Origin of the sequence: Mesorhizobium sp. LSHC412B00, from assembly GCF_000503035.1 — a bacterium.
Taxonomy (GTDB): Bacteria; Pseudomonadota; Alphaproteobacteria; order Rhizobiales; family Rhizobiaceae; genus Mesorhizobium.
The window spans coordinates 66,692-81,121 of record NZ_AYWB01000008.1; the positions used below are offsets into that span (position 1 = coordinate 66,692).

The 14,430-nt window shown below is 62.9% G+C and carries 19 protein-coding genes and 1 pseudogene; 16 read left to right on the top strand and 4 right to left on the bottom strand.

The window, feature by feature from the left end; genetic code table 11:
- Positions 1-8 precede the first annotated feature (8 nt).
- Positions 9-755 carry a 3-oxoacyl-ACP reductase family protein gene (locus tag X757_RS148525; RefSeq protein ID WP_023726589.1) on the bottom strand — a complete coding sequence of 249 codons (747 nt, stop codon included), beginning with the start codon at positions 753-755 and terminating at the stop codon, positions 9-11.
- A 100-nt stretch (positions 756-855) separates the two neighbouring features.
- On the opposite strand from X757_RS148525, the gene X757_RS148520 reads away from it, so the two are divergent.
- Both X757_RS148520 and X757_RS148515 read left to right on the top strand, forming a co-directional pair.
- Positions 856-1,464 (top strand): TetR/AcrR family transcriptional regulator, encoded by a 609-nt coding sequence (locus X757_RS148520; RefSeq protein ID WP_023690748.1) that lies wholly within the window; start codon positions 856-858, stop codon positions 1,462-1,464.
- Positions 1,465-1,526: 62 nt separating this feature from the next.
- Positions 1,527-1,925 (top strand): rhodanese-like domain-containing protein, encoded by a 399-nt coding sequence (locus X757_RS148515; protein ID WP_023690747.1) that lies wholly within the window; start codon positions 1,527-1,529, stop codon positions 1,923-1,925.
- A gap of 45 nt (positions 1,926-1,970) precedes the next feature.
- On the opposite strand, the gene X757_RS148510 is transcribed toward X757_RS148515, so the two are convergent.
- Positions 1,971-2,879, bottom strand: coding sequence for an alpha/beta hydrolase (locus tag X757_RS148510; RefSeq protein WP_023726590.1), 909 nt, complete (start codon positions 2,877-2,879; stop codon positions 1,971-1,973).
- 48 nt (positions 2,880-2,927) lie between these two features.
- Between X757_RS148510 and X757_RS148505 the strand changes: the two genes are divergently transcribed.
- Positions 2,928-3,380: a MarR family winged helix-turn-helix transcriptional regulator gene (locus X757_RS148505; RefSeq protein WP_023668997.1), complete on the top strand. Its 453-nt coding sequence runs from the start codon at positions 2,928-2,930 to the stop codon at positions 3,378-3,380.
- A gap of 26 nt (positions 3,381-3,406) precedes the next feature.
- Here X757_RS148505 and X757_RS148500 read toward each other — a convergent pair whose 3' ends face one another.
- Both X757_RS148500 and X757_RS148495 read right to left on the bottom strand, forming a co-directional pair.
- Positions 3,407-4,018, bottom strand: a complete 612-nt coding sequence (locus X757_RS148500) for a pyridoxamine 5'-phosphate oxidase family protein (protein ID WP_023726591.1) — start codon at positions 4,016-4,018, stop codon at positions 3,407-3,409.
- A gap of 64 nt (positions 4,019-4,082) precedes the next feature.
- Positions 4,083-4,436: a gamma-butyrobetaine hydroxylase-like domain-containing protein gene (locus tag X757_RS148495; protein WP_023668999.1), complete on the bottom strand. Its 354-nt coding sequence runs from the start codon at positions 4,434-4,436 to the stop codon at positions 4,083-4,085.
- Between the two features lie 200 nt (positions 4,437-4,636).
- Here X757_RS148495 and moaA point away from each other — a divergent pair, with 200 nt between their 5' ends.
- The 13 genes and pseudogenes from moaA to X757_RS148435 all read left to right on the top strand — a co-directional run bounded on the left by moaA (position 4,637) and on the right by X757_RS148435 (position 14,408).
- Complete coding sequence (gene moaA / locus X757_RS148490; protein WP_031193366.1) at positions 4,637-5,632, top strand: GTP 3',8-cyclase MoaA; 996 nt, start codon at positions 4,637-4,639, stop codon at positions 5,630-5,632.
- A gap of 54 nt (positions 5,633-5,686) precedes the next feature.
- Complete coding sequence (locus tag X757_RS148485; RefSeq protein ID WP_023726592.1) at positions 5,687-6,157, top strand: hypothetical protein; 471 nt, start codon at positions 5,687-5,689, stop codon at positions 6,155-6,157.
- 121 nt (positions 6,158-6,278) lie between these two features.
- The gene (locus X757_RS148480) at positions 6,279-6,635 is read left to right on the top strand and encodes a hypothetical protein (RefSeq protein WP_023682496.1); all 357 of its coding nucleotides are present in this window, start codon (positions 6,279-6,281) and stop codon (positions 6,633-6,635) included.
- 227 nt (positions 6,636-6,862) lie between these two features.
- Positions 6,863-7,704: pseudogene (locus X757_RS01000000164905) on the top strand (DMT family transporter).
- Between the two features lie 7 nt (positions 7,705-7,711).
- On the top strand, positions 7,712-8,344 hold the full coding sequence (gene mobA / locus X757_RS148475) for a molybdenum cofactor guanylyltransferase MobA (RefSeq protein WP_023726593.1): 633 nt from the start codon (positions 7,712-7,714) through the stop codon (positions 8,342-8,344).
- Positions 8,341-8,844, top strand: a complete 504-nt coding sequence (mobB, locus tag X757_RS148470) for a molybdopterin-guanine dinucleotide biosynthesis protein B (RefSeq protein ID WP_023726594.1) — start codon at positions 8,341-8,343, stop codon at positions 8,842-8,844. Before mobA ends, mobB begins: the two co-directional genes overlap by 4 nt.
- A 313-nt stretch (positions 8,845-9,157) precedes the next feature.
- Entirely contained in the window at positions 9,158-9,943 is a 786-nt protein-coding gene (locus X757_RS148465; RefSeq protein WP_023688509.1) for an ABC transporter substrate-binding protein, read from the top strand.
- A gap of 74 nt (positions 9,944-10,017) precedes the next feature.
- Positions 10,018-10,734 (top strand): ABC transporter permease, encoded by a 717-nt coding sequence (locus tag X757_RS148460; RefSeq protein ID WP_023669007.1) that lies wholly within the window; start codon positions 10,018-10,020, stop codon positions 10,732-10,734.
- A complete protein-coding gene (locus X757_RS148455; RefSeq protein ID WP_023688511.1) occupies positions 10,731-11,561 on the top strand; it encodes an ABC transporter permease in 831 nt (276 codons plus the stop codon). Before X757_RS148460 ends, X757_RS148455 begins: the two co-directional genes overlap by 4 nt.
- A gap of 103 nt (positions 11,562-11,664) precedes the next feature.
- Positions 11,665-12,534 (top strand): NAD(P)-dependent oxidoreductase, encoded by an 870-nt coding sequence (locus tag X757_RS148450; RefSeq protein ID WP_023726595.1) that lies wholly within the window; start codon positions 11,665-11,667, stop codon positions 12,532-12,534.
- Between the two features lie 9 nt (positions 12,535-12,543).
- Positions 12,544-13,248 carry a DNA alkylation repair protein gene (locus tag X757_RS148445; protein WP_023710489.1) on the top strand — a complete coding sequence of 235 codons (705 nt, stop codon included), beginning with the start codon at positions 12,544-12,546 and terminating at the stop codon, positions 13,246-13,248.
- Entirely contained in the window at positions 13,208-13,792 is a 585-nt protein-coding gene (locus tag X757_RS148440) for a GNAT family N-acetyltransferase (protein ID WP_023669011.1), read from the top strand. The genes X757_RS148445 and X757_RS148440 overlap by 41 nt, the downstream gene beginning before the upstream one ends.
- A 46-nt stretch (positions 13,793-13,838) precedes the next feature.
- Positions 13,839-14,408: a DUF3299 domain-containing protein gene (locus X757_RS148435; protein WP_023669012.1), complete on the top strand. Its 570-nt coding sequence runs from the start codon at positions 13,839-13,841 to the stop codon at positions 14,406-14,408.
- Positions 14,409-14,430 lie beyond the last annotated feature (22 nt).

Sequence of the window (14,430 nt, forward strand, 5' to 3'; positions counted from 1 at the left end):
CTGCTGCTTCAGGCGTTGGCGCCACCGTCGATGGTGAGCGCGGCGCCGGTGACGAAGCGCCCTTCCGGACCGGCGAGCCAGGCAACCATGCCGGCGATCTCGTCAGCCTTGCCGAAGCGGGGCGTCGCCATCTTCCGCCGCTGGTGTTCGGCATGCGGGCCTTCGGCCGGGTTCATGTCGGTGTCGGTCGAACCGGGATGAACGACGTTGGCGGTGATGCCGCGCGGACCGAGGTCTCGCGCCAGCGCCTTGGTCAGGCCGACCAGCGCAGCCTTGCTGGTCGAATAGGCGCTGAGGCTGGTGTCGGTGACGCGCTCGGCCAGATTGCTGCCGATCGAAATGATGCGGCCGCCCTCGCCCATGTGAGCCGCTGCCGCCTTCGAGGCCACGAACGGCGCTCTCAGATTGACCTCAATGGTCTCGTCAAAGTCGGCCAGCGACATCTGTTCGATGGGCGCCGCGCGCCAGATGCCGGCGCTGTTGACCAGGATGTCGAGCCGGCCGAAGGCATTCACCGCCTCGGTGACCGAATTTTCGATGGCGGCAGCGTCGCGATTGTCGGCTTGGATGGCGATCGCGCGACCACCTGCCGCTATAATCTCGGCGACGACAGCTTGGGCCGGCGCCGAGCTGTTGACGTAGGTGATGGCGACGTCGGCGCCATCGGCCGCAAGCCGTTTTGCTATCGCAGCACCTATGCCGCGGCTGCCGCCGGTGACCAGTGCTGCCTTGCCGTTCAATCCGTTCGCTGACATGTCATTTCTCCGTTATGTAACGATCGATACATAAATATCTGGCAACCTTGCCTGGCGACGTCAAGTGAATTATGTGTCGATCAACACAGAAAAGATCGTCATGCCGGAAAGAGGCCGTCCCCGCACCTTCGATCGAACCGCCGCCTTGCGGCAGGCGATGGAGCTGTTCTGGGCCAAAGGCTATGAGGGCACCTCGATCGCCGACCTGACCGCGGCGATGGGGATCAGCTCGCCCAGCCTCTATGCCGCCTTCGGCAGCAAGGAGGCGCTGTTTCTGGAAGCGACCGAGTATTACACCCGCAACGAAGGCACCGAGATCTGGAGCGCGCTGGACGAAGCGCCGACGGCATGCCAGGCGATCGAGAATTTCCTGCGCCAGACGGCAATAGCGTACTCTCAGGACGACCGCCCGCAGGGCTGTCTCATCGCGCTGGGCGCACTGCACCAGGATTCAAGCAGCGGCGCGATCTGCGATGATTTGCGCCGCCGCCGCGCCGAAAACCACACCCTCTTGCTGAGACGGCTGGAACGCGGTGTGGCGGAAGGCGAATTGCCGGCGGGCTTCGACAGCAACGCGGCGGCGACCTTCTATGCGACGGTCCAGCACGGCATGTCGATCCAGGCCCGCGACGGCGCCTCGTGCGAAGCGCTGATGGCCACAGTGGCCGGAGCGATGGCGGCGTGGCAGGGGCTGGTCGGAACAGCGTGACAAAGCGCGGAGCTTGTGCTGGAAATCCAGTCGGCGGCGAAATGCGCCGGGAGGGATCATCCGTGAAAAAAGGGTATCGCGAGTTGCTCGACGAGGCCAATGCCGAGATCGAGGTGGTCTCGCCCGAGGAAGCGGCCGGGCTGCTCGACGACGAGGACACCATCTTCGTCGACCTGCGCGATCCACGCGAGATCGAGCGGGACGGCCAGATCCCCGGCGCCAAACATGTCACTCGCGGCATGCTGGAATTCTGGATCGATCCCGAAAGCCCCTACCACAAGCCGTTCTTTGCCTCGGGCAAGAGCTTCGTCTTCTTTTGCGCCGGCGGCTGGCGCTCGGCGCTGGCCACCAAGACGGCGCAGGATATGGGGCTGTCGCCGGTCAAGCACATCCTTGGCGGCTATACCGCCTGGAAGTCGGCCGGATTGCCCGTCGAGCCGGGCGGCAAGAAGAACGGTTAGCTCACCGCTCCGGCGTTGTCGGAGTCGACAATACACCCATTGGAATCAATGCAGTATCGGCTCGCGCTCGTTTTTGACAAAGGTGACGGCGCGTTCGATGACACCTTTGTCAGCGAGAATGCGACGGTGGCCGAGCCCATCGGCCCAGTGCAGCCGCACATGGCTGCCGGCGCCGGCGTAGCGCCTGGCATGGTCGGCCGGAACTTCGCGATCGTCCGGCGCATGGATGACCAGCGTCGGCACCGGCGCTTCGGCCAATTGGCGGTCGCCGGTGAATTCGTGCAGCGGCCGGCCCGACAACCTTTTCACCTGATCGGCCATGGAAACCTGCGAACGCGGGCCGACGTTGAGCATGCGGCTGAAGTCGGCGAAGATCGCCGGCAGGGAACTTGGCGCGGCCACCAGCACCAGCCGCTCGGCCGCCACTGGGTGGATACCCCTGATCGAACCGGCAATGGCATTGGCGGCGACGGCGCCACCGAAGGAATGGCCGACGATCGCCTTGAACGGACCGAACCATTCGCTGGCGACCCTGACCGCCTCGACCGCATTGACCATGTTGAGATGCCGGCCCAGCGACTGGCCATGGCCCGGCAGGTCGAGCGAGGCGACCCGGTAGCCCACATCGCGAAAACCTTCGATCAGAGCGCGCATATATTCCGTGCGCGAACGCCAGCCATGGACGACCAGCACCGTGCCGGCGGACGCCCTGCCCGGCTCGGGCCGGAATTCGTGCACCATGACGCAGCCGGCCTTGGTCGGCAGCCGATGATGGCGCGCCTCGGCCATGAAGCCGGCGGCGCGGTCGACCGCACGCCGCTCGCCGTCGCTGAGCGCCTTCACGCTCGGCGTGCGGCAGAACAGTTCGAAGGCCGCGCGCCCGCTAAGACGCGGCGCCACAAGCTCGGCCGCGCCGAACACGCCCCGGATGACCTTCAGTCCAAATGATGCCATAGTGGCGATCCATCCATTCCGTTCAAGCATGAACATAATAGTTCAAACATGAACATTAAACAAGAGCTGCCCTGGGACAACCCGCGCTTTCGCAACTGGGTCGCGGTGGCGCGCGCCTGCCATGTGCTGGAGCGTGCGCTGGCGGTAAAGCTGGCGCCGCTGGATCTCAAGCCGGCGCAGCTCGACGTGCTGATGAACCTCTATCGCCATCCCGGCATGTCGCAGCACGATCTCGCCCGCAAACTGCTGGTCGGCCGCTCCAACATCACCATGCTGTTGCCGCAGCTCGAGGCGCGCGGCCTGCTGCGCCGCGAAGGCGATGAGAAGGACAAACGCGTGCTGCGGCTGACGCTTACCGAGGCCGGCACGGAGCTTTTGATGAAGGCGCTGAAGGTGCATATGGCGCTGATCGAAAAGGCGATGAGCCAGTCGACAGCGGAACAGTGCGATATGATCGGCGAACAGATGCGCAAGATCTATGACGTGCTGAAGGATACCTGAGCCGTTCGATCCACGCGCCTCCCACCTCACCACATCGTCTTCTTCGCCCGCTCCGGCCATTCCTTGTCGTAAGTACCGGCATCGATATTCTTGCGGCTGGTGACTTCCAGGATTGTTCCGGGTGTCGGCAGCGATTTCGGGTCGACGTGCTTTGCCGGGTTCCACAGCTCCGAGCGAACGATGGCGCGGGCGCACTGGAAATAGACCGAATCGACATCGACCACGGTGACCGAGCGCGCCGGCTTGCCTTCGACGGCGAAGGAGGCGCAAAGCGCGGCGTCGGTGGCGATGCGGGCGCGGCCGTTGACGCGCAGCGTCGTGCCCGAACCCGGCACAAGAAACAGCAGCCCGACGCGAGGATCGCGGATGATGTTCTTAAGCGAATCGGCGCGGTTGTTGCCGCGTCGGTCCGGCATCATCAGCGTTCTCGGGTCATGCATGCGCACAAAGCCGGCGAGATCGCCGCGCGGCGAACAGTCCAGCCCTTCCGGCCCGCTCGTCGCCAGAGCGACAAAAGGCGAGGCTTCGATGAAGGCGGCATATTCGGGAATGACGTGGTCGAGTTCCTTGATCGTCGACGCTTCGCCGGGCAGGCCGTAGAGGGCTTCGAGCTGTTCGACCGTGGTGATGTCAGACATTTTCCCGTCTCCGAACCTTTGCCGGCGTTACCCCCAGTCAATGACGTTTTGCGGACAGTGCCGACTAGCGGTCGCGGCTCAGTCCCTTCTCCTGGAGCTCGGCGAGATAGGCATTCCAGCGCGCGTCCTTTTCGTGGCCAAGCGTGTGTAGGTAATTCCAGGTGAAGATGCCGGTGTCGTGGAAATCGTCGAAGGTGATGCGCACGGCGTAGTTGCCGACCGGCTCGATCTTCAGGATAGCAACGTTACGCTTGCCGGGAACCGTCACCCGCTGGTCCGGCGAATGGCCCTGCACCTCGGCCGAGGGTGAAGCGACGCGCAGCAGTTCGGCCGGCAGTTCGAACGGCCGATGATCGGGAAAGGTGACGGACAGCAGTTTTCTGTCCTTCGAGACCCTGAGTTCCTTCGGCGCCGTCATTGTTCTGCATCCCGCATCAATCCGCCCTTCCCTACGCTGCTTCGCGCGAGCGGAAAAGGCCATTTGGACCCGGCCGACATCGGATGTCGGCCAGGGAATGTCACCAAAGATCGAGACCGGCTATCTTGAATGGCGGGTTGGATCGTATCACATAGCCGTATATAACGGCACCACTCGCAGCATTGGAAACGCTTGAACGCATGGACATGATCGATCCCTTCGGTCGCACGATCAGCTACTTGCGCGTGTCGGTCACCGACCGCTGCGATTTCCGCTGCACCTATTGCATGGCCGAGGACATGGCGTTCCTGCCCAAGAAGGACCTGCTGTCGCTCGAGGAACTCGACCGGCTCTGCACCGTCTTCATCGAAAAGGGCGTGCGCAAACTGCGCCTCACCGGCGGCGAGCCGCTGGTGCGCAAGAACATCATGCATCTGGTGCGCCAGTTGTCGCGGCACTTGAAGAGCGGCGCGCTGGAAGAGTTGACGCTGACCACCAATGGCTCGCAGCTGTCGCGCTTTGCCGCCGAGCTTGCCGATTGCGGTGTCGAGCGCATCAATGTCTCGCTCGACACGCTCGATGCCGACAAGTTCCACGCCATCACCCGCTGGGGCCATCTCGGCAAGGTCATGCAAGGCATCGATGCCGCGCAGGCGGCGGGGCTGAAGGTGAAGCTCAACGCCGTTGCGCTGAAGGACTTCAACGACGTCGAGCTGCCGGAGATGATGCGCTGGGCGCATGGCCGCGGCATGGACTTGACCGTCATCGAAACCATGCCGATGGGCGAGATCGACGCCGACCGGACCGACCAGTATCTGCCGCTGTCGCTGCTGCGCGCTTCGCTCGAGCGCCAGTTCACGCTGAGCGACATCCCCTACAAGACCGGCGGTCCGGCCCGCTACGTCCATGTCGCAGAGACCGGCGGCAGGCTGGGCTTCATCACGCCGATGACGCATAATTTCTGCGAAAGCTGCAACCGCGTGCGGCTGACCTGCACCGGCACGCTCTATATGTGCCTGGGCCAGGAGGATGCCGCCGACCTGCGCGCCCCGCTGCGTGCGTCCGAAGGCAACGAACTGGTCGCTGCTGCCATCGACGAAGCGATCGGCCGCAAGCCGAAAGGCCATGATTTCATCATCGACCGCCGCACCAGCCGCCCGTCGGTGTCGAGACATATGAGCGTCACCGGCGGCTGATTTTCTCCGCGATTGGTGCAAGGAATGTCTCCCATTGTCGGCTGGAGACATCGAATGAAGCGTCTTTCCATTGGATTGGCAGTTGCACTGATCGCGGCAGGCAGCGCCAATGCAGCGCCGTTCACCTACACCAATGCGCGCTTCGGCACGGTCTGCACCTTTCCCGACGACATCTTCACCGATCGCCAGCCCGAGCCGTACAATGGCGACGGACAGCAGTGGCTCAGCGCCGACGGCGCCAGCCTGATCTGCTCCGGTATTTTCAACGTCAGTGACGACACCCCAAAGAGCTTCGTCGCCGAGGAGAAGGCAATCAAGGAAGCGGGCTACCAGATCAGCTACAGCAAGACCGGCAAGAACTGGGCGGTGCTGTCGGGACTGAAGGATGGCAAGATTTTTTACGAACGGCGCCTGTTCGGCAAGGACGGCGTCATCCGCACCGTGCGGATCGACTATCCGCCGGCCGTTAAAGCGAAATACGATCCGCTGGTCGGCGCCATTGCCGGCAGCCTCAAAGGACCGTGAGCTTTTCGGACACACACCAGAAAAAGTCTCATGCGCATATAGCTGGCGGATTTACCGCAAGCGCGTTCGAGCCTAGATTCCTGGACATAGCGGCTCGTCGCTCGGTTTGGGGGAATACGACATGCGCACATTCTTACTTTCTCTTGCACTGCTTGGGTTTGCCGCCGCGCCGGCAGCAGCACAGTCCATCGGTGGCAGCTACACCGTTGCGGGCACCAATTTCGACGGCTCGAAATATGGCGGCGAAGCCACCATCACACTGACCAGCGAGACCACCTGCACCATCCATTGGGAGACGGGCGGATCATCGTCGGACGGCATCTGCATGCGCAACGACGATGCCTTCTCCGCCGGCTATGTCATGGGCAAGGAAATCGGTCTCGTCGTCTACAAGGTAGAAGATGACGGCTCGCTGCACGGCCTGTGGACCATCGCCGGTAAGAACGGCAGCGGCACCGAGGTGCTGACGCCGAAATGAGCCTGCCGGTCATCGGCCAGCCCTCTCAGGGATTTCTATGGGTCACGGGTGAAAATCCGTGGCCTATTTCTTTGACGTTGCTGTCTTGCCGCCGGCTGCTACAGGCTTGAGCGGTTCACCGTTTCGCCGAAACGTCGAACCGCTTTATTCTTTGTTTTCACGCAATTCCGGACGGAAAACCGTTTCACACTTTTCCTGGAATTGCTCTTGCAAAACCGGTAACGCCCTTGCCTCTTTCCCCAAACATTCGCGGCGCGCTGTGCATGATGGTGGCCATGATCGGCTTCACCCTCAACGACGCCATCACCAAGTTCTCGTCGGAATCGATGAACATGGCGCAAGTCATGCTGGTGCGCGGCGCCTTTGCGTCGCTGCTCGTCGGCCTGCTCGCCTGGCAGCAAGGCGCGCTCGCGCGACCGAGGTCGATGCTGCAGCCGCTGGTGGCGCTTCGCGTGGTCGCCGAGGCCGGCGCCACCGTCGCCTTCCTTGTGGCATTAGCGCATCTGCCGATCGCCAATGTCTCGGCGGTGCTGCAGGCGCTGCCGCTGGCGGTGACGATGGGGGCGGCACTCGTATTCAACGAAGCGGTCGGCTGGCGGCGCTGGCTGGCGATCGCGGTCGGCTTCGGCGGCGTGCTGATCATCGTGCGGCCAGGCTTCGAAGGCTTCAGCGTCTATTCGCTGTACGCACTCGTCAGCGTCGCCTGTTGCGCAGTACGTGACCTCGCCACCAAGCGCATCCCGAGCGCTATCCCGACCTTGCTGGTGTCGACGGCAACGGCAATCGCCATGACCATCGTTGGCGCCGTGCTCCTGTCGCCGATGGGCGGCTGGACGCCGATGTCCGGCAAAGGCACGGCACTTTTGGCATTGGCGGCGGTGCTGGTGCTGATCGGCTACCAGTTCATCATCATAGCAATGCGGGCCGGCGACATCTCCTTCATTGCAGATCGGAAGAGCACACGTCTGANGGCTCCGGCCTCTACGCGCTCTATCGCGAGCGGGTCGTCGGCCGGCAGAAGCCGGCGGCCGAAAGCGCTGGACCCGACATGGCGCCGGACGGCATATAGGTTGGCCATGAGCCAAGACATTGCAGGAATTATCCTGGCCGGAGGCCTGTCACGGCGCATGGGCGGCGGCGACAAGACTTTGCTGGCGCTTGGCGGGCGTCCGCTTCTCGACCATGTCGTTGCCCGCCTGGCGCCGCAGGTCGGATCGCTGGCGCTCAGCGCCAATGGCGACCCGGCGCGCTTCGAGGCGGCCGGTCTTCCGGTTCTCGCCGATGCGGTGGAAGGCTATGCCGGACCGCTTGCCGGAATCCTCACCGGCCTCGAATGGGCGGCAGCGAATACCGCTTTCAAGGCATTGGCCACGGCCGCCGGCGACACGCCGTTCCTGCCGGTGGACCTGGTCGTGAGGCTGGCTGCGGCTGTTGACGAGCGACCAGGCTCGATTGCGGTTGCCAGTTCCGGCGGCCGGCAGCATCCGACCTTCGCGCTGTGGCCGCTTGGGCTAGGCCAGGCACTCCGCCACTTTCTGATCCACGAGGACAACAGGCGCGTCTCCGCCTTCATCGAGCGGCACAACTGTGTCGAAGTGGAATTTCCGTTGCTGACCCACGGCAGTGACGAGATCGACCCGTTCTTCAACATCAACACACCGCACGACCTTGCGGTGGCCGAGCGTCTGTTGCAGAGCATCGGCCCATGAACATCTTCGGCATCACCGGCTGGAAGAATTCCGGCAAGACCACACTGACCGAGAAGCTGGTCACAGAGCTCGTCCGGCGCGGCTGGACAGTGTCGACGGTCAAACATGCCCACCATGAGTTCGACATCGACAAGCCTGGCGCCGACAGCTATCGCCACCGCCAAGCGGGCGCCACCGAGGTCGCGGTGGTGTCGGGCAAACGCTGGGCGCTGATGCATGAATTGCGCGGTGAGGACGAGCCGACGCTGGAGACGGTCCTGTCGCGGTTGGCCCCGTGCGACATCGTGCTGGTCGAAGGCTACAAGCGCGAGGCGCACAAAAAGATCGAGACCCGGCGGCGGGAGGCCAAGGACCGCTCGCCGCTGTCGGCGAACGACGGACATATCGTGGCGATTGCCGCCGACTTCGCGGTTACGGGCGAAAGCCTGCCTGTGTTCGATCTCGACGACACGGGAGGGATAGCCGACTTCATCGAGCGCATGACCGGCCTCAAACCTTGAGGTCCCTGCCCTCGCCCGGTTCAGCCGCCCTCTTCAGCCGTTGCCTAAGCGCGTCGCGCCTGAACGGCCATGCGACGCGCTTCAGGTTGTTTTATTTATGCATGTCGTCGTCCCAAAACCGCTGCGCACTTTTGGGCGACATGCATTAACCCAGGCGTCGGCATTGGCTGGACCCGCAAATCCCGCAAGCAACGGTTTTACAGTTGCTTTTCTCCCGAAAACAGTGGGAGTATCGCGCCAGCGGGCGGTCAAAAGCACCGCCCCACAGAGCCGTTCCGGAACGACGGCCGGGAGCCATAAAGAGAGGACTATCATGCGTATTGCACTGCGTATCGCGCTCGCCGCATCGGCTGCGCTGCTGACGCTCGGCGTCGCCCAGGCTCAGGAAACGACCCTGAGAATCGGCACCGAAGGCGCCTACCCCCCATTCAACAACCTGACCTCCGACGGCCAGCTCGTGGGCTTCGACATCGACATCGCCAAGGCGCTCTGCGACGAGATGAAGGTCAAGTGCACCTTCGTCGCCCAGGATTGGGACGGCATCATTCCGGCCCTGCAGGCCGGCAAGTTCGACGCCATCGTCGCCTCGATGTCGATCACGCCGGAGCGCGCCGAGAAGGTCGACTTCACCCACAAATACTACAACACGCCGTCGGCGATCGCGGTACCCAAGGATTCGACCCTCAAGGGCGTGACCAAGGAAGACCTGGCCGGCAAGACCATCGGCGTCGCAACCACCACGACGCATTTCAATTATGCCTCGAAAACCTATACGGACAGCACGGTCAAGGGCTATCCGAGCAGCCCCGAAGAGCAGGCCGATCTCGCCAATGGCCGTCTCGACGCGATCGAGGACGATATCGTCGTGTTGCAACAGTTCCTGGATTCGCCTGATGGCGCCTGCTGCAAGATTCTCGGCCAGCCTTCGCCGCAGCCGGTCGATATCTTTGGACCGGGCGCCGGCATCGCCGTGCGCAAGGGCGAGACGGATCTGGTCAACAAGTTGAACAGCGCCATCGACGCAATCCGCGCCAACGGAAAGTACAAGGAAATCAACGACAAGTACTTCAAGTTCGACGTCTTCGGCGCCGAGTCCTGATCGTCTGAACAAGGCGGCAGGGGAAGTTTCCTCCTGCCGCCTTGGCCTGACAGAAGTGGAGACAAGACCCGTCAATGCCAAGCCAGAACATATGGATACTTCTCACTTGGGGACCCGATGGCTGGATTGACGATATTGCCTATGGCGCACTGGTCACCATTGCGCTCGCGCTGGCGACACTGCCGATCGGCCTGACGATCGGCTTTTTCGTCGCCTGGGCGAAACAATCCGAAGAGCCATCGCTTCGCGTGGCTGCCAACATCTACACCACGGTGTTTCGCGGACTGCCGGAACTGGTGACGCTTTTCCTGTTCTTCTTCGGCATGCCGATCCTCTTGCAGTATGTCATCCGTCTGTTCAGGCCGGAAGCGACGGTCGATGTCGACAGCTTCCTCGCCGGCATGATCGTGCTGTCGCTGATCTTTTCGTCCTATTCCAGCGAAGTCTTCCTTTCGGCCTTTCGCGCCATTCCGAAGGGCCAGTATGAGGGCGGCTATGCGATCGGGCTGTCGAAATGGCAGACGATGCGCAAGGTGATCCTGCCGCAGCTGCTGCGCATCGCCTTCCCCGGCCTTGAGAATTGCTGGCTGAGCCTGCTCAAGGACACGGCCCTGGTGTCGGTCGTCAACCTGGCTGAAACCTTGCGCAACGCCGGCGTGGCGGCCCGTGTCACCAAACATTCCTTCCTGTTCTACAGCGTCGCGGCGATGGTGTTCCTTATCCTTGCCATCCTGTCGTCGATCGCCACCGGCTTCATCCTGCGTTCGCTCGGGAGGAGGGAGGCACGATGAGCGTCGTGACGCGCGCCGCCGTCGACATCGAGAAGCCACCACCACGGGCGCGAGGCTGGCCGCGGGCCCGTATCGTCGGCTACGCGCTGGTCGGCTTCTGGATCCTGTTCGGCATCGGCATCGCCGTCTATCTGGTTTACGCTTGGAATGGCGAATTCTTCGCCAGATACGCGCCGGCCTATCTGCAGGGCTTGGGAACCACGCTTGCGCTGGTGGCCATCTCGATGGTGCTCGGCGCGCTTTTTTCGCTGCCCGTCACCTATGCCCGCATGTCGAAGAACCGCTATCTGTCCGTCCTGGCCTATTGCTACGTCTACTTCTTCCGCGGCACGCCGCTGCTGGTCCAGGTCTATCTCGTCTATTACGGCCTGGGCTCGTTCCGGGTGCAGCTCGAATCCGTCGGACTGTGGTGGTTCTTCCGCGACGCCTTCAATTGCGGTGTGTTCGCCTTCGCGCTCAACACCGCCGCCTACCAGGCCGAGATCCTGCGCGGCGCCATAGAAAGTGTTCCGAGGGGCCAATGGGAGGGCGCTGCTTCGCTCGGCCTGCACAAATTGCAGACGCTGCGCAAGGTCATCCTGCCGCAGGCGTTTATCGTCGCGCTCCGGCCCTACGGCAATGAACTCGTCCTGATGATCAAGGCCTCCGCCATCGTTGCCATCATCACAGTCTATGATTTGATGGGCAACGCGAAGCTGGCCTACGCCAAGTCCTTCGACTTCCAGGCCTATGTCTGGGTCGCCATCGTCTATCTGGTGATGGTCGAGATCCTGCGCCACGGCGTCGAATGGATCGAGCGACGGATCACCATTCATCTGATCCGCTGAGCGTTCGGCTGTACCAGTCGATCGGCTCATGCGCGTCTTGACGAATGGCGCGTAGAGCCTAGAGCTGTCCAAGACAATTCCGTTCCGTCTGAAGGGCAAACCCATGGCATCTGTGGCATTTCTCGGTCTTGGCGTGATGGGCTATCCCATGGCCGGGCACCTCAGGAACAAAGGCGGCCACGACGTCACCGTCTACAACCGCACCGCGGCGAAGGCGGAACAATGGGTGGCCCAGCATGGCGGCAAGCTTGCTTTGACGCCGGCGGACGCCGCAGAGGGCCAGGATTTCGTCTTCTCCTGCGTCGGCAATGACGACGATCTGCGCTCGGTGACGACCGGGGCCGATGGCGCCTTCGCCGCGATGAAAAAAGGCTCCGTCTTCATCGACAACACCACCGCTTCGGCCGAAGTGGCGCGCGAACTGGCCGACGCCGCTGAAAAGGCCGGCTTTTCCTTCCTCGACGCGCCGGTTTCCGGCGGGCAGGCGGGCGCCGAGAACGGCGTGCTGACGGTGATGGTCGGCGGCGAGCAGGCTGCCTTCGACAAGGCCAGGCCGGTCATCGACGCCTTTGCCCGGATGGTCGGGCTGATGGGGCCGTCGGGCGCCGGCCAGCTCACCAAGATGATCAATCAGATCACCATTGCCGGGCTGGTGCAGGGACTGGCCGAAGGCATCCACTTCGGCAAGAGGGCCGGGCTCGACATCGAGAAGGTCATCGAAGTCATCTCCAAGGGCGCTGCCGGGTCCTGGCAGATGGAGAACCGCCACAAGACGATGAATGCCGGTAAATATGATTTCGGCTTTGCCGTGGACTGGATGCGCAAGGATCTCGGCATCTGCCTCGATGAAGCCGACCGCAATGGCGCGAGACTGCCGGTGACCGCCCTTGTCGACCAGTTCTACAAGGATGTGCAGGCGATGGGCGGCAAGCGCTGGGACACCTCGTCCTTGCTGGCGCGCCTGGAAAAATAAGCGTTCGCAATGGCCGAGCTTTCGCCCCAATCGAGCGCCGATGAGATCGTCGCCCATTTGCGCTCGATCGGCTCGGAGGACAATCGCCGCGGCATGTTGCGCTACGGTATCAAGACCGAGCGCGCGCTCGGCATCTCGCATGGCATGCAGCGGCAGATCGCCAAAAAGATCAAGCGCAACCACGAGCGAGCTTTCGAACTTTGGCAGACCGGCATCATGGAGGCGCAGTTCATCGCTTCCGTCACGGCCGACCCGAAGCGCTTCTCAGCCGCGGATGCACGACAATGGGCCGCGTCCTTCGATTCCTGGGATATCGTCGACGGCGTCTCCGATCTCTTCGTCGACACGGACGCCTGGAAGGAGCTGATTGAAGAGTTCGCGGCGGACGAGCGCGAGTTCGTTCGACGCACGGCCTTTGCCATGATGGCGTGGTCCGTCGTGCACCGGAAGCAGGAGCCGGTGGCGACTTTCCTCGGCTTCCTGCCGATCATCGAAGCGCATGCCGCCGACAGCCGCAATTTCGTGAAGAAGGCGGCAAACTGGGCGCTTCGTTCGATCGGCAAGCGATCGTTGGAGATGCACGGCGCTGCCCTTGCCGTGGCCGAACGACTGGCCCAGTCGGCCGACAAGACGGCGCGCTGGATTGGCAAGGACGCCGTACGGGAACTCACCAATGCCAAGATCGTCGAGCGGATCGCCGCCAGAAAAGGCTGACCTAGCCAACGTCCGGTTCACCGAGGTGACGCGGCAGACGCGCGCCGATTTCGAAGGCCTCTTCGAAGCGCAAGGCGGTCCGAAGTATTGCTGGTGCATGGCCTGGCGGCCCCTGCCCGGCCGCCGCGAGCATGTCCAGCACGCCGAGTTGAAACGGGCCATGATGGCGCTTGTCGAGGCCGGTACGCCGGTGGGAATCTTGGCCCAGATTGACGGCAAGACCGTCGGCTGGTGCTCGGTCGCGCCGCGCCAGACCTATCGGAAGCTGACGTCGCAACAGGACGATGACGAGACCGGCATCTGGTCGATCGTCTGCTTCTATGTGCCAAGGGCGCTGCGCGGCGGCGGGCTGGCGGCAGCGCTGCTTGACGCTGCCATAGATCACGCCTTTGCCAAGGGCGCCGGCGTGATCGAGGCCTACCCGGTCGACGAGGCATCGCCGAGCTACCGTTTCATGGGGTTTCGCGGCGTGTTCATCGCTCGCGGGTTCCATGAGGTCGGCATGGCCGGCTCTCGCAGACATGTGATGCGGCTCGAGCGTTGACGCGATCGGCCGCGGCGTCTTTACTCCTGCACAAAGGAAGCGGCCGATGAGCAGTCCTCTCAAATCGACCTTGGCGCTTGCAGCCGCGTTGTTGGTGTTCACCGCTACCAACGCCTCAGGCCAAACCGCGCACATCTTCTGGAAAGATCTGCGTCCTGCGACGCAGGCGGTGGCCGAAGATGCCGGCCTGCCGATGATTGCGGCAAAACTGCCCGATCGTGGCGAGACATTGTCGCTCAACCTGCAGGACAAGATGGTACAATTAGCCGGCTATGCATTGCCGGTCGACCGCGATGGCGACCTCGTCTACCAGTTCCTGCTGGTGCCGTGGACAGGCGCTTGCAGCCACATGCCGACGCCGCCGCCCAACCAGATCGTGCTGGTGACGCCGGCCCGTCCCTACAAGATGTCGCAGGCCTATGAGTCGGTTGCCGTGACCGGCGCCTTGCGGCCCGGCTTGGAGAAGAGCCAGTTGTTCATTCTCGACGGCGTCAGCATCATCCAGTCCGGCTACACCGTACGCAAAGCCGATGTGGTGGCAGTCGACACGGTGCCGGACACGATCACGCTGCCGGTCAACTCGCCCTGGAGTTTCCTCAACAAAAAGAAAAACTAAGCGCCGCCGGCTTGTGCAGCGT